This is a genomic window from Thermococcus prieurii (assembly GCF_054657655.1).
On the sequence record NZ_BAAHYH010000002.1, the window covers coordinates 1,147,699 to 1,169,393 of the forward strand.

At 50.5% G+C, this 21,695-nt stretch carries 25 protein-coding genes; 15 read left to right on the plus strand and 10 right to left on the minus strand.

Annotation, left to right across the window (positions count from 1 at the left end):
* The first annotated feature begins 5 nt into the window (after nucleotides 1–5).
* From ACYQ04_RS09635 to ACYQ04_RS09675, 9 genes are all read left to right on the plus strand, one after another.
* Nucleotides 6–290 (plus strand): hypothetical protein, encoded by a 285-nt coding sequence (locus ACYQ04_RS09635; protein WP_460129122.1) that lies wholly within the window; start codon nucleotides 6–8, stop codon nucleotides 288–290.
* The gene (locus ACYQ04_RS09640) at nucleotides 251–586 is read left to right on the plus strand and encodes a type II toxin-antitoxin system VapC family toxin (RefSeq protein WP_460129124.1); all 336 of its coding nucleotides are present in this window, start codon (nucleotides 251–253) and stop codon (nucleotides 584–586) included. The genes ACYQ04_RS09635 and ACYQ04_RS09640 overlap by 40 nt, the downstream gene beginning before the upstream one ends.
* Nucleotides 587–591: 5 nt before the next feature.
* Entirely contained in the window at nucleotides 592–1,149 is a 558-nt protein-coding gene (gene rfbC, locus ACYQ04_RS09645; RefSeq protein WP_460129126.1) for a dTDP-4-dehydrorhamnose 3,5-epimerase, read from the plus strand.
* A gap of 58 nt (nucleotides 1,150–1,207) precedes the next feature.
* On the plus strand, nucleotides 1,208–1,405 hold the full coding sequence (locus ACYQ04_RS09650; protein ID WP_460129127.1) for a hypothetical protein: 198 nt from the start codon (nucleotides 1,208–1,210) through the stop codon (nucleotides 1,403–1,405).
* A gap of 66 nt (nucleotides 1,406–1,471) precedes the next feature.
* Nucleotides 1,472–2,329 (plus strand): dTDP-4-dehydrorhamnose reductase, encoded by an 858-nt coding sequence (gene rfbD / locus ACYQ04_RS09655; RefSeq protein ID WP_460129129.1) that lies wholly within the window; start codon nucleotides 1,472–1,474, stop codon nucleotides 2,327–2,329.
* A gap of 27 nt (nucleotides 2,330–2,356) precedes the next feature.
* The gene (locus tag ACYQ04_RS09660; RefSeq protein WP_460129131.1) at nucleotides 2,357–3,142 is read left to right on the plus strand and encodes a type IV toxin-antitoxin system AbiEi family antitoxin domain-containing protein; all 786 of its coding nucleotides are present in this window, start codon (nucleotides 2,357–2,359) and stop codon (nucleotides 3,140–3,142) included.
* Complete coding sequence (locus tag ACYQ04_RS09665; RefSeq protein ID WP_460129133.1) at nucleotides 3,135–3,932, plus strand: nucleotidyl transferase AbiEii/AbiGii toxin family protein; 798 nt, start codon at nucleotides 3,135–3,137, stop codon at nucleotides 3,930–3,932. Before ACYQ04_RS09660 ends, ACYQ04_RS09665 begins: the two co-directional genes overlap by 8 nt.
* Nucleotides 3,933–3,969: 37 nt before the next feature.
* Complete coding sequence (locus tag ACYQ04_RS09670) at nucleotides 3,970–4,233, plus strand: oligosaccharide flippase family protein (RefSeq protein WP_460129135.1); 264 nt, start codon at nucleotides 3,970–3,972, stop codon at nucleotides 4,231–4,233.
* Between the two features lie 242 nt (nucleotides 4,234–4,475).
* On the plus strand, nucleotides 4,476–5,687 hold the full coding sequence (locus tag ACYQ04_RS09675) for a lipopolysaccharide biosynthesis protein (RefSeq protein WP_460129136.1): 1,212 nt from the start codon (nucleotides 4,476–4,478) through the stop codon (nucleotides 5,685–5,687).
* Here ACYQ04_RS09675 and ACYQ04_RS09680 read toward each other — a convergent pair.
* From ACYQ04_RS09680 to ACYQ04_RS09725, 10 genes are read right to left on the minus strand one after another with little or no spacing between them, the layout of a single operon-like run.
* On the minus strand, nucleotides 5,684–7,441 hold the full coding sequence (locus ACYQ04_RS09680) for a glycosyltransferase family 39 protein (protein ID WP_460129138.1): 1,758 nt from the start codon (nucleotides 7,439–7,441) through the stop codon (nucleotides 5,684–5,686). The two genes, ACYQ04_RS09675 and ACYQ04_RS09680, sit on opposite strands and share 4 nt — an antisense overlap.
* Nucleotides 7,428–8,552 carry a glycosyltransferase family 4 protein gene (locus tag ACYQ04_RS09685; RefSeq protein WP_460129140.1) on the minus strand — a complete coding sequence of 375 codons (1,125 nt, stop codon included), beginning with the start codon at nucleotides 8,550–8,552 and terminating at the stop codon, nucleotides 7,428–7,430. Before ACYQ04_RS09685 ends, ACYQ04_RS09680 begins: the two co-directional genes overlap by 14 nt.
* On the minus strand, nucleotides 8,549–9,973 hold the full coding sequence (locus ACYQ04_RS09690) for a sulfatase (RefSeq protein ID WP_460129142.1): 1,425 nt from the start codon (nucleotides 9,971–9,973) through the stop codon (nucleotides 8,549–8,551). Before ACYQ04_RS09690 ends, ACYQ04_RS09685 begins: the two co-directional genes overlap by 4 nt.
* Complete coding sequence (locus ACYQ04_RS09695; RefSeq protein ID WP_460129144.1) at nucleotides 9,970–11,136, minus strand: DUF1972 domain-containing protein; 1,167 nt, start codon at nucleotides 11,134–11,136, stop codon at nucleotides 9,970–9,972. Before ACYQ04_RS09695 ends, ACYQ04_RS09690 begins: the two co-directional genes overlap by 4 nt.
* Before the next feature lie 6 nt (nucleotides 11,137–11,142).
* Entirely contained in the window at nucleotides 11,143–12,072 is a 930-nt protein-coding gene (gene aglJ / locus ACYQ04_RS09700; protein ID WP_460129146.1) for an S-layer glycoprotein N-glycosyltransferase AglJ, read from the minus strand.
* 31 nt (nucleotides 12,073–12,103) lie between these two features.
* Entirely contained in the window at nucleotides 12,104–12,649 is a 546-nt protein-coding gene (locus ACYQ04_RS09705; protein ID WP_460129147.1) for a hypothetical protein, read from the minus strand.
* Nucleotides 12,650–13,945 (minus strand): DUF58 domain-containing protein, encoded by a 1,296-nt coding sequence (locus ACYQ04_RS09710; protein WP_460129149.1) that lies wholly within the window; start codon nucleotides 13,943–13,945, stop codon nucleotides 12,650–12,652.
* Nucleotides 13,946–13,948: 3 nt separating this feature from the next.
* Nucleotides 13,949–14,878: an AAA family ATPase gene (locus tag ACYQ04_RS09715; protein ID WP_460129150.1), complete on the minus strand. Its 930-nt coding sequence runs from the start codon at nucleotides 14,876–14,878 to the stop codon at nucleotides 13,949–13,951.
* Nucleotides 14,868–15,899 (minus strand): DUF4350 domain-containing protein, encoded by a 1,032-nt coding sequence (locus tag ACYQ04_RS09720; protein WP_460129153.1) that lies wholly within the window; start codon nucleotides 15,897–15,899, stop codon nucleotides 14,868–14,870. The genes ACYQ04_RS09715 and ACYQ04_RS09720 overlap by 11 nt, the downstream gene beginning before the upstream one ends.
* The gene (locus ACYQ04_RS09725; RefSeq protein WP_460129154.1) at nucleotides 15,896–17,635 is read right to left on the minus strand and encodes a carboxypeptidase-like regulatory domain-containing protein; all 1,740 of its coding nucleotides are present in this window, start codon (nucleotides 17,633–17,635) and stop codon (nucleotides 15,896–15,898) included. The genes ACYQ04_RS09720 and ACYQ04_RS09725 overlap by 4 nt, the downstream gene beginning before the upstream one ends.
* Before the next feature lie 68 nt (nucleotides 17,636–17,703).
* Here ACYQ04_RS09725 and ACYQ04_RS09730 point away from each other — a divergent pair, with 68 nt between their 5' ends.
* From ACYQ04_RS09730 to ACYQ04_RS09755, 6 genes are all read left to right on the plus strand, one after another.
* Nucleotides 17,704–18,450: a DUF7982 domain-containing protein gene (locus tag ACYQ04_RS09730; protein ID WP_460129156.1), complete on the plus strand. Its 747-nt coding sequence runs from the start codon at nucleotides 17,704–17,706 to the stop codon at nucleotides 18,448–18,450.
* The gene (locus ACYQ04_RS09735) at nucleotides 18,441–18,689 is read left to right on the plus strand and encodes a DUF8044 family membrane protein (protein WP_460129157.1); all 249 of its coding nucleotides are present in this window, start codon (nucleotides 18,441–18,443) and stop codon (nucleotides 18,687–18,689) included. The genes ACYQ04_RS09730 and ACYQ04_RS09735 overlap by 10 nt, the downstream gene beginning before the upstream one ends.
* 66 nt (nucleotides 18,690–18,755) lie before the next feature.
* On the plus strand, nucleotides 18,756–19,691 hold the full coding sequence (locus ACYQ04_RS09740; RefSeq protein ID WP_460130149.1) for a DUF1616 domain-containing protein: 936 nt from the start codon (nucleotides 18,756–18,758) through the stop codon (nucleotides 19,689–19,691).
* Nucleotides 19,692–19,768: 77 nt separating this feature from the next.
* Entirely contained in the window at nucleotides 19,769–20,335 is a 567-nt protein-coding gene (locus tag ACYQ04_RS09745; protein ID WP_460129159.1) for a TasA family protein, read from the plus strand.
* A gap of 39 nt (nucleotides 20,336–20,374) precedes the next feature.
* Nucleotides 20,375–21,172 carry a 2-phosphoglycolate phosphatase gene (locus tag ACYQ04_RS09750; protein WP_460129161.1) on the plus strand — a complete coding sequence of 266 codons (798 nt, stop codon included), beginning with the start codon at nucleotides 20,375–20,377 and terminating at the stop codon, nucleotides 21,170–21,172.
* Entirely contained in the window at nucleotides 21,169–21,600 is a 432-nt protein-coding gene (locus ACYQ04_RS09755; RefSeq protein WP_460129163.1) for a ferritin family protein, read from the plus strand. Before ACYQ04_RS09750 ends, ACYQ04_RS09755 begins: the two co-directional genes overlap by 4 nt.
* Nucleotides 21,601–21,695 lie beyond the last annotated feature (95 nt).

Genomic DNA, 21,695 nt, shown 5'->3' on the forward strand with positions numbered 1-21,695 from the left:
GTGCCATGCCAACGATGACGCTTTCGATACCCCCTGACCTGTACAGAAAGATGAAGGAACATCCGGAGATAAAGTGGAGTGAAGTTGCAAGAAGGGCAATAGCCGAATACCTCAGAGAGCTTGAGAACTCCAAGACTGAGATGTCAATGGAGGAATTCAGGAGAATCCTGGGAAAGAACGTACTCGACGAGATATCATCGACTCCCGCTGAGAAATATGAGATTAATCACAAAAAAGCGAGGGAGCTTGAATGGGAGAGGACAAAAAGCTTTACGACACGAACGTCCTGATTGAGATGGTCAAAGGAACGATAAATGCCAGCAGGGGGTACACGACGACCCTCAACCTCGTCGAGTATCCAAAAGGCGTTGTTCTTGACCTGGGGGTTCTAATCCCCACACCCAAGGAGTACGCATTGGCAGTTGAGCTTTCGGAAAAGCTCGTAAAGAGGGGAACTCCAATTCCCGCCGTGGACTTGGTAATTGCCGCCGTTGCCATTAGCAGGGGGCTAACGCTGGTAACGATGGATAAACACTTCGGTGAGGTAAAGAAAGTGGCGCCCGAACTTAAACTTGAGTTAAGGTGATTAACATGCCCTTCGAGTTCGAGAGGCTTGAGATTCCGGACGTTGTACTCATCAAGCCGAAGGTCTTCGGCGACGAGAGGGGCTTCTTTATGGAGACCTACAAGAAGCCCGACTTCGAGAGCGCTGGAATAAAAGGGGAGTTCGTCCAAGACAATCACTCCCGCTCCCGGTACGGCGTGCTCCGCGGTCTGCACTTCCAGCGAGAGCCCTACGCCCAGGCGAAGATTGTCCGCGTTGTCAGGGGGGTTATCTACGACGTTGCTGTTGACCTGAGGAAGGACTCGCCGACGTTCGGAAAGTGGGTCGGAGTCATCCTCTCGGAGCACAACAAATGGCAACTCTACATTCCCAGGGGCTTCGCCCACGGCTTCGTCGTCCTCAGCGAGGTTGCCGACGTGGTATACAAGGTGGACAACGTTTACGCCCCCAACTACGAGGGGGGAATAATCTGGAACGACCCCGAGCTGGGCATAGACTGGCCGGTGGACGAGCCGATAGTCTCGGAGAAGGACAGGAAGTTGCCGACGCTGAGGGAGGCCATAGAGAGGGGCTGGGTGTTCTGAGGTTGTTCTCACAAATCTTTTTAGCCCCCGTTACCCAGACAAAAATTGAGGTGATAAGGTGGGCAAAGTTGTGATTACTCTCAACGTTCCCGACGGCATGGAGGAGTTCGTTAAGTCGCTCCTAGAGAGGGAGGCCAAGCTCATAGTGCGAAAAATCTCCACCAAGGACTTCAAAGACACCTCCGGGATTCTAAAAGGGAAAAAGAAAAGCATCGATAAGATTGAGGCTGATATCTATGACGAGTGGGGGGTTTAGGTTTTTCATTGACAGCAATGTTATCCTGGACTACTTTCATGAGGCGATCAGAAAAGGTGGTTCCCCATGAGGGTCGCAATCATAGGGGCAAACGGCCAGCTCGGGACGGATTTGGTTGAGGTTTTTGGGGAGAAAGGATTTGATGTCGTTCCGCTGACCCACGGGGACCTCGACGTGACTGTTCCCGAGAGCCTGGAGATTCTGAAGGAGGTCAGGCCCGACGTCATAATCAACACGGCCGCCTACGTCCGCGTCGACGACGCCGAGCGTTACCCGGAGAAGGCCTTCTCGGTGAACGCGATTGGAGCACTCAACGTAGCGAGGGCTGCGGAGGAAGTTGGAGCGGTGAACGTTTACATCAGCACGGACTACGTCTTCGACGGAGAGAAAGGAGAGCTGTACACCGAGGACGACATTCCAAACCCGATAAACGTCTACGGGGCGAGCAAGCTCGCGGGCGAGGTCTTCACACGGAACTATTCGAGGAGGCACTACATCATCCGTGTCGCGAGCCTCTACGGAAAGGCCGGCGCGAGCGGAAAAGGGGGCAACTTCGTGAACTGGGTCATCGAGAGGGCGAAGCGCGGGGAGAGGCTCAGGATAGTGAGGGACCAGGTTATGAGCCCGACCCACACCCTCGACGTTGCCAGAACCCTCACCGAGCTCCTGAAGATTGAGCCGGAGTACGGGGTCTACCACATGGTGAACGAAGGACACTGTTCCTGGTACGAGTTCACTAAAGCGATATTTGAAATTCTCGGCTGGGACGTTGATGTCGAGCCGATAAGCTCCGACGAGCTGGACAGGCTCGCGAGGAGGCCGAGGTTCTCGGCGCTGGAGAACAGAAAGCTTCACGAGCTCGGCCTGAGGATGCCGGACTGGAGGGAGGGGCTGAGGGAGTATCTGGGCCGAAAAGTTTATTAGGCTAGTGACCAAAACGGTCACCATATGATGAAAAATTACTACCTTTCAAGAACTGAGCAGGAAGTAATGAGCATTCTCAGGAGCACGGAGATATTGAGTGCGCAAGAGATAAAGGACTTGTTCCCAAGGCTAAGCAATGACATGATTAAAAAGGTGCTCTCAAGTCTTGTAAGAAAGGGCCACCTTTACAGGCTTAAAAGGGGCCTCTACCTTGTAAATGAAGAACCCGGAAAGCCTCTAATAAAAAATCCGTATCAAATAGCGCTTATGCTCTTCCCGGGCTACGTTGCATTCTCCTCGGCCCTGAGGCTCTATGGTCTTATTGAGTACGAACCGTTCACTATATTTGTAGCCACACCAGGGAAGTCAGGTGAAAAAGAAATCGGGGAGTACACCATAAAAGCCATTGCATTGGGTGAAAAAGCGGTAGGAATGGTCCTTAGAAATGGAATCTACACATCCACCCTGGCTAAAACTTTCTTTGACTGCTTTTACAAACCGAGCTACTGTGGGGGCTATTCTGAGGTAACAAAAGCACTCTACGAGGCTGGGAAAATAGACTGGAACGAGTTCTTGGGCTACTTCAAGCGCTTTGCGAGCAATTCCCTCTGTCAGAGAACTGGCTATGTCTTGCAGCTCGTGAAAGATATCGGTGTTGACGTTCCGGGGGAGGTTATTGAATGCCTAAAGAGCAGAGTGGGGGCATGGACCAAGCTCGTTCCAACGCTTCCCTCTAAAGGAAAAGGCATCAGAGAATGGAAGCTGATTGATAACCTCGGAAAGGAAAGAATACTGGGGTGGGTGTATGGATGAGAGAATGCTGAGATACACGGCCGCCAAGACCGGGCTGGGTCTAAACTATGTGGACAAGGAGGAAAAGATTTCACTTCTCTTAAGCCAGCTGTGGGAGGTTTTTGGTGAGAAAGCAATCCTAAAAGGTGGGACTGCACTCAACAGGGTTTATTTAGCCAAGATTGGAGCGGCAAGATTTTCGGAGGACATCGATATCGACTACTTCAACGGTAACGTTGAGGTATCTGCCGAGGAAATAATTAACGGAATGAAGAAAATAAAGGACTTCAACGTGAAGGGGCCAAGGGTTCTGCACAGAACGTTTCGCTTTGACTGTTACTATACCAACACGCTTGGGAACAGGGACAGAGTGAAGGTGGAGTTTTATCTCAGCAGGCCACCATACATTGAAGCAGAGGTTGCGTTGGTGAAGTCGCCATTCATTGATAGCCATCCCACGATGTTCAGGGTTTACTCCTTGGAGGACCTGCTTGCAAAAAAGATGGTGGCTTTGTACAACCGCATGGAAGGCAAGGACATCTACGACCTTTTCCATGCTCTTAACATGGGGTTTGATATCGACAAATTCCTGAAAGCCTTGGGGCTCACCCTAAGGTTCTATCACATCGAGGGTGATTTTTGGAATGGGTTAACCGGTAAGTTACGTGAAGCAAAGAAAAATGCCCGTCAGATTGGCAATTCAACCAACCACTTTATCCCCAAGACACTGCGTCCGAACTGGGAGGAGCTCATTGAAAGCCTGCGCTTCAGGATAGAAGAACTCTTTAGTGAGGAACATTGTTTGTTATAACAAGCTATGGTCCAAATGATGCAAAAAGGTGACCCCCATGAGCGAGGCAAGCCAGGCGCTCCAGAAAATCGCTAGGGGAACCGGAATCGTCTTCGTGGGCACCGTAATCTCGATGCTCCTGCAGTTCGTCAGCAGGGCGATAATAGCGAGGCACTTCTCGACGTCGGACTACGGCGTCTTCAACCTCGCCTTAACCGTTCTGAGCATCGCCCTCGTCGTCGCGACCCTCGGCCTTCAGAGTGCCTTACCTCGGGAGGTTGCATTTTACAGAAAAAAAGAACTTCAAGGGTCAGAGATCTAGCTTCAACAGCACTAGCGATTGTTGCCGTGAACAGTATAATTTGGACGGCTATCCTCTTCGCCGGTGCTGGAGCATCTCCCAGCTTTTTGACGATGAGAGGTAGTGGATGCTCGTGTGAAACACGATAAGCGCATTTGAACGCTGCAACTAGGGAAATCTAAAAAGGGATATCTTTTAAAATTGAAAAATGCACAATCGAAACGAGATCCTCCTGATAAAAGGTTCAGTTCAGGGGAGAGGATATGGCAGTGTTGCAGTTGATTAAAAATAAACTCAAAAACCTCAAGACTCCCCTTTACAGGAATTCCGTCTACATCTCATTAGCCTCATTAGCAACAGCAGTCGCAGGCTTTCTGTTCTGGACTGTTGCGGCCCGACTGTACCGTGCTGATGACGTTGGCGTTGCCTCCGCCATAGTTTCTGCCATAAACCTTGTTTTTACCCTCTCTATGATGGGAATGAACTTTGCAATAATAAAGTTCTATCCGAAGTATAAGGAAAAAACAATAGGGAGTGCAATCCCCCTAACTTCTATTTCAGCGTTGTTTTTTTCAGTATTTTACGGCCTTTTCATGTTGCACTCAGAATCCTTCGGGGCAACAGTTACAAAGAAGTTCTTCGCGATTTTTGTAGCTTTCTCCATCGTTGGAACACTCTATAATATCTTTTCAATTTACGCAATAGCTAAGAGACAAGCTCACCACAGCTTCATTCAGAGCATTTTATTCTCCGGAAGATTTGTATTCCTATTCCTTCTGGTTTCTTTTGGGATCATGGGTATAGTGAGTTCCTTCGGGCTAGGTCTTCTCCTTGGGCTTGTTTATGCTCTTATCTTTGTTGACGGCATAGTTGTTAAGCCTGATAAAAACTTTCTCAAAGATGCGTTCAGGTTTTCTCTTGGGAACTACATAGCGAACATTGCCAACGTTGCACCAAATTACATTATGCCGACAATTGTTTTGACGATGCTTGGTAAAGAAGAAGCGGCTTATTATTACATCGCATTTACAATAGGGAGCATGATTCTCCTCGTGCCCAATGCCATAAACACCTCTTTCTTTGTTGAGGGGAGCCATGGGCTAAAGGATATGAAGGCGACACTGAAGAAGGCAATAGTTTTAACATACCTTTACCTTGTTGTCGCAAATATTGGGATTTGGCTCCTTGGAGAATTTGTTCTAGGATTCTTTGGAGAAGGATATGTTAATGGCCGGGGGCTTTTAAAAATAGTAACTTTTTCGGGATTCTTCGTTGTTCCCGTGAACTTCTCCATAACTGTCCTAAACTTGCAGGGTAGAGTCAGAGAGGTAGTTGTAATTAACGTCCTAAAATCTACACTGTTTTTGGGACTTAGTTACCTGCTGATGCCAAGATTTGGGATTGATGGAGTGGGATGGGGGGTAATAGGGGCATATATAGTAACGCTCATCCTGCTGTACGTATGCTTTGTTTAAATCCACCATATAATAACTGTTCCAGAATTGTAACAAATATCTTTTTTTGAGTTTACATTACTAAGCAGTTTATATACACCCTTTCCAAGAGGAGGGTTCATTCTTAACTCCCATCTTGGCCCTAGCCAGAACATATAATCTCTAACTAAATTAACCCTTAGTATAAACATATAATTATCTGTATCTGAATTAAACAAATCGCTAAATCTCTGGGGGAATTCTGCCTGAATTATCCAGCCTATATCACCATATTTTGGAGGATGGGGAGGAAGCCTCTTTAATTTCATCCATTCTAAGTTATTTAAATTCATTATATAATCCCAGTCAGAGGCTATCGGTATGTTATCTTGATGAGTAAGGATGAATAATCCTGCCTGAAGTTCTGAATCGTACCATCCTGTCCTCGTTGAATAAACTTTGATTAAAGGATTGTCATCATTTGAAATTGATGCAACGAACATAAGCCATGAAATTATTAGTATTACCCCAATGACCAATACTTTTTTTATAGACTTCCTGTCTCTTGAGTTATAAATACCAAATAATAGGTATGCTACAAAAAAGCTTCCAAGAACTTCTCCATAGTACCAGAACCTCGAAGCAATCCATGGCCATATTAAAAATGCAAGTGCTCCAAAACCAACAAAAAACATGCTGTTAGCGGATACTGCTAAATGTGTTAGGTTTAATTGCTTTCTATGAGTCTTTCTATGAGTTTCTGAGTAAAGGTAACGTAGTATGCCAATTCCTGAAATGCCAAAATATAAAATCATTCCGAGTCTTCCTAAGAGAACAAACTTAAATGGGATTATTAAAGATGATGTATATCTTGTTATATTAATTCCTTTCAATAGGCTTTCAACTAGGATTATAAATACTCTTAAGTAGAATCCCGAGATAAGACCCCAAACAGAAATTGCAACAATCAACATCATTGAAAATAGGTAAACTATAGTATTCTTTCTTTGGAGATGAAATCCATAGACTCTTGATATGAGGAGGATTAAAGCTGTCTGAATTATCATGAATGAATAACTTATTGTGTGCAATAATGATAAACTGACAACAAGACTCACTAGAAGTACCTTGTGCTTATTTTTCAACTCACTTCTTAAGAGAAGATAGAATACCAATAAAGCTACCGCTACTCCAATAGAGTTGGGTATTATATTCTTGCCAACCATATTAAGAACGTTATCTGAAACAGCCAAAAACAAGCTTGCAAAAATAGCTATTGTGTCATCTTTAAAAATATGCTTTCCAAGCTTATACACAACCATCAGTTCTATGACTAAAGTAATCATTCCAACGGAGAAGAAAGACGCCCATTTATAACTTATATTCCCAATTAACATAGAACTTATTATAAGTAGATGAAAGTTCGGCATCCAGACATAGGGGGTTTTTATATTTTCATAGTGAGGAATATGAGTGTTCTTCAAGATCTGGGAGACTAGTGCTTCATGAGTCCAAGGGTCTCTACCTAAAACTGTTCTGTATAATGCTTGCTGTGTTGTAGTAAAAGAAAATGCTATTAGGAATATTTCAAAAAAAATTAAAACCTTAAATAAGGCTTTGTGAGTACCCAAACCCAATATCTGATATGATATAACTGCCACCGCGAGAGCAAGCAGGTAGAAATACATTTCGGGCCTAACATACGGGTTGACCCTAAAGTAATACACCAAAGATGATAATATATTTAGAAAAAAGAATAGTATTGTAGAAAATTGTAACTTTCTAATTCTCTCCATGCGGAAGAACCTCCTTATAGATGTTTAGAATTTTATTTGCTATCTTTTCCCAAGTAAATTTTTCTCCATACTTCCTTATCTTTTTCTTATTCCATTCTTTTTCCAATGCAATTAAAATTTTTTCTGCCAAGTCTTTAGGGTCTGCTGGTTCTACTAATAACCCAAACTCTTCGGAAACAATAACTTCAGGCACTGCTCCAATTGCACTCCCTACAAATGGTGTTCCAGCCGCTAGTGCTTCCAACATGGCTATTGGAAAAGTCTCTCTAATGCTAGGCATTACAAAAATATCAGCGGCATTTAACCAAAGGGGAATTTCGTCTGGAGATTTTGAGCCAATAAATTTAACATAGCCATTTAGGCCTAATTTTCTAATATCCTCTTCAAGATTTCTTTTTAATGTCCCATCTCCAATTACAATGCACAAAAGGTCTTTTCTAGTTTGGAGGATAATATTAATAGCATCGATTAAGTACCTGTGACCCTTTTCTTTCTCTAGACGTCCTATACTAACCAATATTTTCAAGTCTAGCGGTAATTTTAAACGCCTTCTGCATTCGGTTTTGCTGTATCCTCTAAACTTTTCTACATCTACAAAGTTGTAGATAACAGTTATTTTTTCACTGTGAAGCCCCTCTATCCGTAAAAGCTGTCTCTTCCAGTACTCCGATAGCGCAATTATCCGGGAGGTTTTAGCTAATATATATCTCCTAATTCCTTTCACAATACTGTTGCTTTGTTTATACTCTACATGAAGTAAACTTGAATGAACGTGGAAAATAAACGGTACTCCCAGTATTTTGGCCCAGAGACCATAAGCACCGTTTTCCCAGAAACTAATGTCTTTTCCGACATGAGCATGAATAATAATATTCTCTTTTCTGTTCTTGTGATTTCTTATAATCTTAGAGAGTTCTATAAAGTTTATAATAAAACTCGCAACTTTTTTTGAGATTTCACTCACTAAATTCTTGGTTCTATCTACTTTATACGCTTCAACCCTTTCAACAATGATGCCCTCTTCAGTCAACTTTTTTTCTAACGTTTTTCCATACGTCTGTATTCCTCCAATGCCAGAGGGTATTATATTGATAATAACCAAATCCCTCACGTTAAGACCCTCCAAAATACTGGCTTTTCTAATGTAACCTTGGAAAGCTTCTCCATAAATATCACTGACAGTTCATCGTCCAAAATTGGATTTTGTTCCTTTGGATCGTTTTTAAGATTGAATATCCAAGCAATGTCATCGTCTTTGGAATAAATAAACTTAAGCTTTCCATAAATCAATGCTTTCTTCTCACGCCCATGTATTGTGTTTTCACTTAGAATAAGTCTCTTTTTGGGAGCTTTAAACATATTCATACCATCAAAAAGTATGTTGTGCTGGATGTCAAGTAAATCCAACAATGTTGGCGCAATATCTACCCCACTAACAAACTTGTCTTTCTCTTCTTTCCTAGGGACGTCAGGGCCTGTCATTATTAGTGGAACTTGAATAAGCTCATTAAACACAGTGTGACCATGTCCTATTCCCGCATAGCCGCGTACATCGTAGAAATATTTAGCCTCCAACTCCGCATGATCCCAAAACTCTTCGCCGTGATCTGCCGTGATTATTAAGATTGTGTTATCCATTAATCCTCTGTCTTCAAGAAATGCATAGAATTGTTCTAATGTATAATCCACATATCTTAGAGTGTTATCATACAGCAGAATCTTGTTTTCTCTAAACTCTTCAAATTCTCTTCCCTTTTGGTTTTCTGGTTTTTGGAAATCTCCCCAGTATTCTATTTTTGGCAGTTTCTTGACAATTCCGAAGTAGTTATAAAATTCCCTCGGCGGGCTTAACGGTTCATGGGGGTCTTTTAGATGTATATGGACAAAAAAAGGTGCTTTTTGTTTAGTTATCCAACCCTCCAGATCATTTAAAATAGCCTCTGAATCTGTTAAAGAATTAAGCTTTTGTTCATGAAACCTTCTTCTCACGGAGAGCATTGCAAGATCAATCCCCGAATTAAAGTAAGTTGCATATCCAAATAGTGCCAAGATTTCACTCAATGTCAAAATGTTGCTTTTTAATGGTTTTAACTTAGACAAATCAAACTTTCGGTCCCTATCATCTAGGACTGCCCCGTGATTATGAGGATAAAACCCAGTAAGGAGAGATGCAACAGCTGGATACGTCCAAGGCGAAGCCGCAATTAGTGATGCTTTATAGCCCTTCACGGAATCCAAAAAGGGAGTAGTCTCTCTATAGTATCCATTATAGGACACGTGGTCATTCCTCAAACAATCAACTGTTATAAGAATAACATTCTTATCTGGTCTAGCTGAGAGATCCAAGAACTTTTCTGCAATAGGCCTCAGCTTTGTGATTCTTTTTTCAAAATATTCCTTGTTCTTTGAATTATATCCTCTAAATTTAATTACATCATAGACTCTACGAACTGTTTTGTACACCCTTATGTTCCTTTTAATTGTTCTCTCCATTATAGAGCCTACTAGCGTCATTTCTGCCCCCTCGATCATATTAAACTCCTAAACACCCTCTCATACTCCCTCGCGACCTTGTCCCAGTTGTACTGTCTCCGTATTCTTTTAATCTGGGTCTTCTTTATAAGCTTTAAGTCGTAGTAGCCACCCTCAAGCATCTTCATTTTCCTCGCCAAGTCCTCAGCATCCTTGAAATAAATCCCCCCCTCTTGGAGAACCTCTCTGTTAAACGGCACGTCATACGCTAATACTGGCCTCTTAAACAGCATCTGCTCGAGTAGAGAAGGATTAGTACCCCCCACCTCATAGGCGTGAATGTAGGCAAAGCAGTTCTTCCTCAAAACACCAAGGACCTCCCTATCATAAATCGGGTCAAGGAACAGTATATCCTCATTATCCCCCTTTAACTTAAGGAGATGTCGGGTATACGGGTCCTTTCTATTGAAATTTCCCACTACCACCAGCTTTTTACCGGAGTTCGCCCTCTTGAAGCCCTCGACTTCCATGTGGATGTTGTTTTCGGCAACTATACGGGCAACAGTCAGGTAATAGCCGTTTGGTTCAAGGCCAAACTTTTCGAGTATTTTCATCTCCTCATCTCGGGACAGCTGGGAAGGTAAAAGTTCCCTCGCCCCATAGGCAATGTAAACAACCCTCCTTGGGTTGTAACGTCTCTCAAGATGTTCCTTGATTCCCACAGAATCTGCAACCACAACATCGGGAAGTTTGCACGAGAGATATTCCATCAGATACATGTAAAGCATTGTAGCCATATAAATGGGGAACAGGTAGAACGGAACAAAGCGACTTCTCTTTATCAAACGCCTCCACTCAACTCCATCTGGGTTTATTAAGAGCCTCTTTCTTGCAAGCCTAGCGAGAATTGCCGCGAGGGAACTATCCGGGCCCAAAAAGTACATGGTAGAGATATCTTTTTTATGTTGGGAAAGCATGTAAACGGTATTTAGAAAATCATTGATTGAAGGAATACTTGTGCTCCTGCTCTCAATTGAAAAGGAGTGAACGCGGACAATCCCATTGTACTCGTCTTCAAAAAAAGTCCTGTCCTCGTGCATCACATAGAAAAGAAACTTATCCTTCAACCTCTTGGTAAGTTCCTCAACAAACGTTTCAGTGCCACCGTACTTTGATGGAATACCCCTGAGTCCAATTATCGCTATAGAAGGTTTTTTATGCATACACTGTCACCGCTCTTCATTCTGTCCTAATGCTATGGTCCTTATCTCCCTCTTCAACTCCGCGATGCTCTTAAAGATATAACCGACGATGAACCCAAAGACGATGAGGTTGATACCAACGATAACGAAAGTGGACGTCAGGGGGGCAAGCAGGTAATGGGTTATGCCCCGCATCCAATCTTTGACGACATAAATCCCAGTGAAGAGACCCACGAGAAGGAAGAACGTTCCAATGAAATACAGGTACTTACCAGGGTTATACCGAGTGAGGAGCTCGAGTATCGTCTTCCCAATTCTCCAGCCGTCCTTTATTGGATGAAGGTTCGCTCTACCCTTGCGTTTGTAATAGTTAATCGGAACCTCGAATATCCTGAAGCCGTTGGCTATCGTCTCAACGGTCAGCTCGGTCTCGACTTCAAAGCCGTGCTTCTTAAGGTTCACAGTCTTATAGAGGTCCTTTGTGAGGGCCCGATAACCGCTGAGGATATCGTGAACTTCAACGCCGTAAATCGTCCTAAAGAGCGCGTTGAAAATCTTGTTACCAATCAGGTTTAACCGAGTAAACGCCCCCTTTTCAAAGTTAATCAAGCGGTTCCCTATAACGTGCTCGGCTATACCCCTCTCGATGGGCTGAAGGAGCTTTTTAACGTCCTTTGGGTCGTAGGTGCCATCGCCGTCAATCATGACAACAACAGGTGTGTCTATAACACTGAAGGCCTCCGCGACCGCCTGTCCCTTACCCTTACCGCTCTGAACTATGACCGTCGCCCCCTTCTCTTTGGCAATCTCCCTCGTTCTGTCGGTGCTGTGACCGTCCACAACCAGAATGTTGGTGTACCCAAGTTTCTTGAACTCGTCAATAACCCACCCAATCCCCTCTTCCTCGTTCTTCGTTGGTATGAGGATTGTAACTTCCTCGGGAGTCAGTGTTTTCACCTTGCCTCATCCCCCTGTCTTCTGGGACCCATTAACTATTAAACAACTCCCTCTTTTTAAAAGTTTTCCAGACGAAGAGCAGAAACGTTATAAAAATACCAAAGGCCGACATAACGGCGACCTGGGTTGGGGCGGAGCCCGCGTAATCAAGCGATTGCCTGAAGAGGGCAAAAACCGCCGCCAAGCCCAAGAGAACGGCGGGCACGAAAACGTTGGGCGACAGCCTTATCGCCAGGGCGAGGAGGGAGCCCACGATTACCGACTCCGGGAAGAGAACGCCCAGGAGGAGGAACGGCAGGGAAGCGAGCTCCCTCCTGTCCGGGAGGTGCCGCACCCTAAGGACGTCGTCGAGGAGGATGAGCGTCGCGAGGGCCACGGCGGAGCCCCTGACGAGGGAGGCGTATGAGTAAACCGTCTGGAAGCTTACGGAGTTGGAGGCGTAGAGGACGTAGAGGAGGAAGGCTATGAGTCCGGCGTCCCTGTTTTTGAGCGAGATTAACCACGGAACCGCCGACAGGATGCCCACGTAGCTCCCGGCGGCGTAGAAAGCCACTATCGACGCTATCACCCCTATCACTCACACCACCCTCGCTATCTCCCTGAGGTAGTCGCTCGGCCCGAGGTCTATCGTCGGAACGAGGGCGTTGAACTTCCTTATAAGCCTCTCGCGCTCCTCGTAGGCCCTGTAAAGCCGCTCGAGGGTTCTCTCGTCAAGCCTCCCGGAGTAGAAGAGGACCGGGTTCGGGGAGAGTATGAGGACCCTGTGCTTCCGCAGGGCCTTTGAAACCGCCCCGTAGACCTCCCTCGGGTTGTTGAGGTCGGTGATGAGGATTACGAAGGAGGGGCTTTTGAGGAGCGAGAAGGCCTCGGCGAGGCCAGAGGAGCCGCGCCTGCCCTTCTTCAGGGGGAGAACCTTTGAGACGAACTCTCTCGCCCTCTCCCCGAGGCGGGAAGATGCGCCGAACTTCAGGCTCATCAAACCCCTCTCGCGCTTTATCCCGAGGTTTCGCCGGATGGCCTCGAGCTGGCCAGCGCCCCTCGACGCTTCGACGAGCCTCGCGCCGACGTCATCGTAAACGACGAGGCCCACGCGGTACTTCCCGAGGAGCACGGACGCCAGCTGGAGGACGAGGGTCGAGCCGTAGTCCACCTTTGCCCGCTTTATACCCTTCCTCATCTCCCTCGTGTTGTCGAGGAAGATGTAGACGTCGACGTTCTCCTCCCTAAGGAACTCCCTCACTATGAGCTCGCCGAGGCGGAGGCTTGCCTTCCAGTCTATCCTCCTGAAGTCGTCACCGTGCTGGTACTCCCTCAAATCCTTGAAGTCAAGGCCCTCGCTCCCGAAGAAGCGGCCGGCCCTGTAGAGCTCGGCCAGCCGGAGGTTCCTGTCGACCCGCGCCGCCTCCTCAATCTCCTTCAGCGACGGGTAGACGCGGAAGACCACCTCCGAGGCCACGGGGAACTCCTCGAAGTAGAGGCCCCTCTCGTCCTCGGCGGTGAGGGTTATGGACTCGATGAGCACGTCACCCTTCTCGAGGGGCTTCAGCCGGCCGCGGAGGACGGCCTCCTCCCCCGGGCCGAGGAACAGGTCACCGGCGTCTACCCTCAGCCCCCTCCCAAGGACGCTGGGTCTGAGCTCGACGGCGCTCCCCTCGTTCGAAACCCGAATTCCAAACTCGTACTCCCTACCGGCCTCGAGGGGGCCTTCAGGAAGGAGGGGCGAGGCCCCCAGAGAGAAGACCGTCGAGGACCTGACGAGGGTCAGGTACAGGAGGACGGCTAAGCCTAGGAACCCGGGGAGAACGTTGCTCGAAAGGTAGCCCTCGAGCATGAGGAGGAACGCGGTCATCACCAGGAGGTCTTCCCTGTCCATACGCTACACCGGAACCGGGGTTCTTCTCAGGATGTCCTCGATGACGTCCCTGGGCTTGAGGCCTTCGAGCTCGTAATCAACGCGGAGAACGAGTCTGTGGGCCAAGGTCGGTACGGCAACCCTCTTAACGTCGTCTGGAATCACGTAGTCCCTCCCGTCAAGGAACGCAACGGCTTTTGCACCGTAGAGGAGGTGCTCGCCGGCCCTCGGCGAGGCGCCGAAGAGAAGCCTCTCGTCGCTCCTTGTTGCAGAGATGAGGGCGTAGATGTACTCGATGACCTCGTCGCCAACTCTGACCGACCGGACGGCCTCCATGAGCGAGAAGAGCTCATCTCCACCAACAACGGGGGAAACGTCGCCGAAGTCGCCGGTGCTCTTCCGCCTCAGGAGCGTCAGCTCCTCCTCCTTGCTCGGGTAGCCCATCTCAACCTTGAGCATGAACCTGTCAATCTGGGCCTCTGGGAGGGGGTAAACACCTTCCTGCTCGAGGGGGTTCATGGTAGCTATCACGAGGAAGGGCCGGGGGAGCTCGTAGGTGTTGCCCTCTATCGTCACCTGCCTCTCCTGCATCGCCTCGAGCAGGGCGCTCTGCGTCTTCGGCTGGGCTCGGTTTATCTCGTCGGCGAGCACGACGTTCGCAAAAACAGGTCCCATCTTGACTACCCACTCGCCGGTCTTCTGGTCGTAGTAGCGAACCCCTATTATGTCGGCGGGAAGGAGGTCTGGAGTGAACTGTATCCTCGAGAAGCTCAGGCCTATGGCCGAGGCAAAGGCCTTGGCTATGGTCGTCTTGGCGACCCCTGGAATCCCCTCGAGAAGGACGTGACCCTCGGTAAGGAGGGCTATCGTGAGGAGCTCAATCACTTCCTCCCTTCCAACGACGGCCTTCGAAACCTCGGCCTTCAGGGCCTCGATGAACTCTTTACCGTCCATGGGCACCACCTAACTTTGAACCGGTTTCGATTTCCTCGACAAGTCTTTTTAACTTATCCCCGTCGTAGCCCCTCTCCTCGAGTTTCCTGATTACGTCCTCAAGGCCCTCTTCCTCGGTTCCAAAGAGCCTTTCGAGAATTCCCAGCGCCAGTCCAAGGGCCGCGAAGAGGAGCCTTGAGGCGAGGCCCGACTCGATGAAGAAGGCCAGCAGGGCCACGAAGAGCATGTAGTAGAAGACGTCGCCCCTGTTGACGGCGCGCTGGATGACGATTGTCCCGGACGAGTACGGGTTGAGGTCCCTGTGGTGGGCCTCGTCTATGTAGAACACCTTGCCGGGAAGGTAGGAAACCAGGTCGCGGAGGAAGGGCTCGTTCTGCCTGAAGAGGGCGTTCGTGAAAACGTCCGGGTCGGAGACGAGGATTATCATCCCCTTACCGTATTTTATCTCGTCGATTATCGGGACGGCCCCGTAGGTTCCGTTGAAGAGCGTGGCGTTGCTCGTGAAGGCCAGGGGATGCTGGGCGTTCAGTATCGCAGCCGGCCTGTGGAGGACGAGGTATGAAACGCCCCTCGAGAGGCTCGGGGAGAGGGCTCTCGTTACCGGGTAGGCGGAGCTCGAGTTGTACGTCACGCTGATTGCAGGCTCGCGGGAGAGCCTGTCGGGAACGCCCAGGGCCTTGAGGAGGGCGTTCCCCTCGTTGAAGTTGTCGGCCAGGAGGAGCGTTCCGCCGGAGGAGAGGAACGACCTCAGCACGTCAACCTCCCGCTTCGAGAACCCGACGTCGGGGGCTATCACGATGAGCGTCCCGTTCTTTGAGGAGAAGTCGGAGCCTGAGTAGGGGAAGAGGATGGGTACGACCTTCCCGGAGTGGTAGAGGAGAACGCCGAAGCTCGACGTCCCCTTCGGCCCGGTGTTCAGGACGCTGTAGGGCGCGTCGCTCTTGAACCTCGGAACGCTTAGGGGCATGACGAGAAGGAATATCCCTATGATGACCAGGATTACGTAGGCGACCCTTCTCACAGCTCCTCCCCCACGAAGAGCGATACTATCAGGTTGGCCGCGGCCTTGAGCGCACCCTTTACGACATTTGCCTTCATCCTGACCCCCGCGTAGACCTCCCTCTCATGGAGGACCGTCAGGGCCTTGAGCCTCGGGTAAAGGCCGGAGCCCTGAAACCTCGAGAGGAGCTCCCTCGGGGTGACAGAGGGCGGCAGATGAAGGAGGCGCAGGAGGGCCCGGTAAACGGTCAGATAAACCTCGCGGACGCTCTTTGGAACCTCGCCACCGGGCCCTTCCTCGGCCCTAACCTCTGGGACTGCCTCCGGAGCGGGGACCTTCTTCCCACCCCTCACACGCCTGTAGACGATGAAAGCGACGATGACGAGGGCCGCTAAACCGAGCAGTCTTGCAGCGTAGCTGGTGCTCGAAACCTTAACGTCGAGAACGTTGGACTTCGCGGGCAGGTAGTTATCGTCACCCGGAAAGAGGACGTAGACCTCGTGCTCACCACTACTAAGCTTGAGCCGGACCTCGAACTTCCCTCCACTAACCGTAACCTCTGAGCGCCTCTTACCATCGACGTATACCCCCAGGGTAAGGGGGTAGTCAGGTTTCGGAGAGAGCGTTCCTTTTAGGGTGAGAGCGCCCGAGAGCGGGTCGAACGACGAGGAGACCTTAATCAGTAGGGGTGATTTCGCCGGGACGAGCGGCAGGACGAGCGTTGAGGGACCGTAGAAGCTGTTGCCCAAGAAGGCAACCGTCCCGTTCACGGTCGAGTTCAGGTGAACGGTTATCCTAAAACTTCCGTTGGCTCCGGTCAGGCCCTTGTAGACCTTTCCAGCAACCACGAAGACCGTTGCGTTGGGAACGCCCCTGCCCCAGGCGTCGAGGACGTAGCCAACTACAACGGCTTTCCTCTCCCTCTTCTCCGACGCCACTATCCTCGTCGGAATCCTCGACACCCTAATCCTGAGGACGTTGGACTTGAAGGTACCCGTGGAATTCACGCCGATGGCGTAAACCTCGTAAGTGCCAACGTCGCTGAAGGCGTAGGTCATCGAGAACGTCCCGTTTGAGACTTTAAGGGCGAAGGACCTGTCCCCAACCCAGAGCCTGACGGTGCTCATGTTGGGCGCGTAGCCGAAGAAGGTAACGTTCTCGAAGACGTAGGGGGACTCCTTGGAGGAGAAAACGACGAGGCTCGACGGATGCCACCTGGAGCTCAGAATCGAGTGGTACTCACTTATCAGCGAGCCCACGCGGTTCAGGGCATCGTTCAGGGAATCGGTCGGAAGCGTCTTCTCGGAACCGTTCACTGAGAGCCGCACGGAGGAAATAACAATGAGGGCCCGTCTTGACAGGGCGTAGCCCTCCTCGACGAGGAGGACCGCCGAACCCGCATCCGCGTAGTCACCCGCCCGGGTGTAGTTGGTGAACTCAGCGGCCCCGAGCGAGATTAGGTAGACGCCCCTACCGAGGTCGTTGAAGGCACCGGCAAGGGCGGCCACTGGGCCCCTAAGGCCGTAGACGAGAACCGCGGAATAGGTAATGTTCGTGGCGTTCCAGAGGCGGATGGCGCCTTCAAGGGAGGTGTTGCCGTCAAGAACCGAGTGGAGCGCGGAAACGCTCATGTTGAGGAGACCGCCGAAGTAGACGTAGGCCCCGGAGTCGTCCCTACCCTGGGGCTGGGCCTGAACCGATGGAGTCCAGAGCACAAGGAGCACCAGCAGGAAGAAGGATGCGGCTCTCTTTTTCATTTTGTATCAAGGTTCATTAACAAGAAAAACCTTTTATAAGGTTAGTGGTTTCTCCTCTGGGAGGGAAAATGGAGGCAAAAAACGTCATCGGCACCTTTCTCATAACCCTCGGCGCGGTCATCGGCATCGTGGGCTTCCTCAACGCCGAAGTCAAACTGACGAACCTCGGCATAGCCGGCGTTTTCTTGGGTCTCGTTGTCCTTACGTTCAAATCGAGCGAGTACGTCAAAAGGGAGAGCGTTAACGCCCTCATGGAACCGTACAGGAAGGTTTTCTCGACCTTCGCCGACAACCTCTACCTCGAGGGCAACGCCGTCTTCATACCACCCTACGAGAACCTTCCGAGGGGCGGACTCTTCGTGCCGCTCCACGAGAAGTTTGAGCTCGACCTGGCGAGGCTGGACGAGAAGACGGTCTTCCTGACCGACGTTCCCAATGACAGGGCAATGGGGCTCTTCCTGGGCCCCTTTGGGGACTCCCTCGTCGAGAAGTTCGAGGAGCACTTTGAAGGACCGCTCGACGGGGCCGGGAGCGGTGCCGTTGAGAGCGTCGCCGGCTCGGTTCTCAGGTACCTCGAACTCGCGGACAGGGTGTACATAGAGGAAAAGGACGAGGGATTCCGCGTGGTGATTCGACCGACAATCGGGTGCAAACCGGAGAACTGCGAGAAGGCCCCCTGTCCGGTGTGTGCCTCCGTTCTCCTCGCGCTCGCCAAGGGGACGGGTCAGGTGCTCGCGGTAGAGTCCATCGAGGAGAAGGACTACGGGATTGAGGCAACCGTCAGGAAGCTCGGGGGAGTCGAGGAATGGATGTAGAGGACCTCATGCTCCTCTTCCTGTCGGCGTGGGTTTTGATTTCAGCCCTGGCAACGTCGAGCGTGGGCGTATTCCTGACCCTAACGCTCATAGGCCTCCTGATTACCGTTGAGGTGGGAAGCCTCTTCCTGAGCAGGGAGCAGAAGGAGGGTTTAAAACCCCTCATAGAGCTCCTGATTGTGGTGTTCGCCATCATAGTCATGGCAAAGGTGTACTCAATCCTCTCGGGGGGAAGGTGAGTGGAAAAACCTGAGGGACTCTGGCGCTACTGGGACCTGCTGACACTCATAGGCCTCTCCATCCTCATGGACGTCCTGATAGCGGCCTTTCCTGACAGCCTGGCAAGGAAGGCACTCGGCTTAGCGTTCGTGCTCTTCTTCCCGGGCTACGCCTTCGTAACGGCCCTCTTCCCCGAGAGGAAGGAGCTCGACAACCTCGAGAGGCTGGCGCTGAGCTTCGGTCTCAGCATAGCGATAGTCCCCCTCATAGGCCTCGCCCTCAACTACACCCCCTGGGGGATAAGGCTCAAGCCAATCCTCGTCAGCCTGACCCTTTTCAACGTAATCTTCGCCCTCGCGGCGGTTTACAGGAGGAAGAACGCAATCGAGCCCTGGATTCCATGGATAACCCTTGAGGACATCAAGAGGGAGCTCGAGTGGGAAAAGGCGAGCAGGCTCGACAAAGCGCTCACCGTGATTCTGATAATCGCAATCGTGACCTCCGTGGGAGTCTTGGCCTACGTCGTGACCCATCCGAAGCCCGGAGAAGCTTTCACGGAGTTCTACATCCTCGGCCCGAACGGCAAGGCGAGCGACTACCCCACCAACCTGACAGTCGGACAGAACGCAACAGTCATAATAGGAATCGTAAACCACGAGCACAGGAACGTCACCTACTACGTCCAGATTTGGCTCGTGAACCTGACCTGGGACAACAGGACGAACACGACGATAATCCACGAGATGTACCCCATGCCCGGCTGGTTCAACGTCACCCTTCCGCCGGTTCCGGTGAAGCTCGAGGGCAACTGGACGCCCGAGTTCGAGAAGAGGTACACCTTCAGGATAGACAGGCCGGGCAGGTGGCAGCTCTGGTTCCTCCTGTTCAAGGACCGCCAGCCAAACCTTCCGCCGGCGCCGCGGGACGGAAACTACGCCGAAACACCGGCAAAGGAACTCATCCTGAAGGCCGTCAACGGAACAATACAGAGTCTTAAGCTCAATATCTACGTCCATAAATGAGCAGTTACAACCAACGAGCGAAAAGGATATAAGGGATGAGCGCCAACCCCCAGTGACTACCACCGGAGGCAGTCAAGATGAAACGCTCACTGTTAGTTGTTTCCTTGCTCTGTCTGCTCCTCGCCGCGGGCGTCTCCCGCTCCCTCTTTACGGACTCGGCGCTCTCAAAGGGAAACAGGATAACGAGCGGGGAGCTGAGTGTTACCATAAGCAGGGACGGGAAGCGCTTCTACCACAGCCTGAAGCTCTTCGAGCTCAAGAACCTCGTCCCCGGCGACGTCAGAAGGGTCAGCTTCTACGTGAAGAACGGGGGCACCGTGGCCATAGGGCGGCTGACCCTGACCCTCACGGTAAGGGATTACGAGGTCAAAATGTCCAATGCCGAGAAGGACGTCGATTCAACGCCCAAGGTCGGAGAGCTTGGAAAGTGGCTGGTTCTGAAAACAATCAGCGTGAACGGGAAGTCCGTACTCGTGAACAAAACCCTCGACGACCTCAACGGAAAGACACTAACCCTGCCGGTAAAGCTCAAGCCCGGGGAGAAAGCGAGGGTCGAGATGAACCTGGAACTGCCGAAGAAGGCGGGCAACGAGTGCCAGACCGATGGAATAGACGTGACGCTGAGACTCGACGCGAGCCAGTGAGCTTTTATACTTTCCCCACCTTCTCCCTCCGGTGGGAGCATGATTGGAATAGTGTTCGACATGGACGGCGTCCTCTACCGCGGAAACCGGCCGATAGAAGGCTCGCGGGAAGTAATCAAATACCTGAAGGAAAAGGGAATTCCCTTCGTATTTCTCACCAACAACTCAACGAAAACACCAGAGGCCTACCGGCAAAAGCTCCTCTCGATGGGCATGGAAGTTCCGGCGGAGAGAATAGTCACCTCTGGCCTCGCCACGAGACTTTACATGGCAAAGCACCTTAAACCGGGGAAGGTTTTCGTCATCGGGGGAGAGGGCCTCCACGAGGAGATGGAAAGGCTCGGCTGGGGAACGGTGAGCCTTGAGGAGTGCAGGGAAGGGAAATGGAAGGAAATCGAGCACGTTGTGGTTGGCCTTGACCCCGAGCTAACCTACGAGAAGCTCAAGTACGGGACGCTGGCGATAAGGAACGGGGCAAGCTTCATCGGAACGAACCCCGACACCACTTACCCAGCGGAGGAGGGCCTCTATCCAGGGGCGGGGGCGATAATAGCGTCGCTGAAGGCCTCAACCGACCGGGAGCCCATAATAATCGGAAAGCCCAACGAACCGGCCTATGAAGTAGTGAGGGAAAAGCTCGGGCCCGTTGACGAGGTATGGATAGTTGGGGACAGGCTTGACACAGACATTGCCTTCGCGAAGCGCTTCGGCATGAAGGCGATAATGGTTCTCACCGGGGTCAGCACGTTGGAGGAGGTCGAGCGGAGCGGGGTTAAGCCGGACCTCGTCCTGCCGAGCGTAAGGGAACTCTTGGACTACCTGAGGGTTGTGGAATGAAGGCGAGGGAGCTAATAGAGAGGCTAATCTGGCAGGAGAACGAACTCTACAACCTCTACAAGCTCGGGGAAACGTTCGCCCTCTTTGAAAGGCCAGAACTACAGGACACCTTCGCACTCATAGCGGAGGAGGAACTCAGACACCGTGAAACCCTCGCCGGACTCCTGAACGAGGGGACCCTCGAAAACCTAATAATCGACTACATGGACGAACTGTCAATAGAACCCGTCCTGAGCGACGAGAGGGTCAAACCGGAGAGCTTCGAGGAACTCGTGGTCGAAGCCGTTCTGAGGGAGAAGCACGCCTACGAAATGTACTCAAAGCTCGCAAAGCTCCTGGGTGAGCCCTTCAGCGACCTCTTTCTCCACCTCGCGAGAGAAGAACTAACCCACGCGTACAGGTTGAAGCTGATGTACGAGTCCCTCTAAGTTGTCCACCCCCCTTTTCTACCTGTCCCCTACCATCCAAGGTGATAAGTCAGAATTCGTCAGGGTGGCAAGCCGAGAAGGGGCAAGATATATTA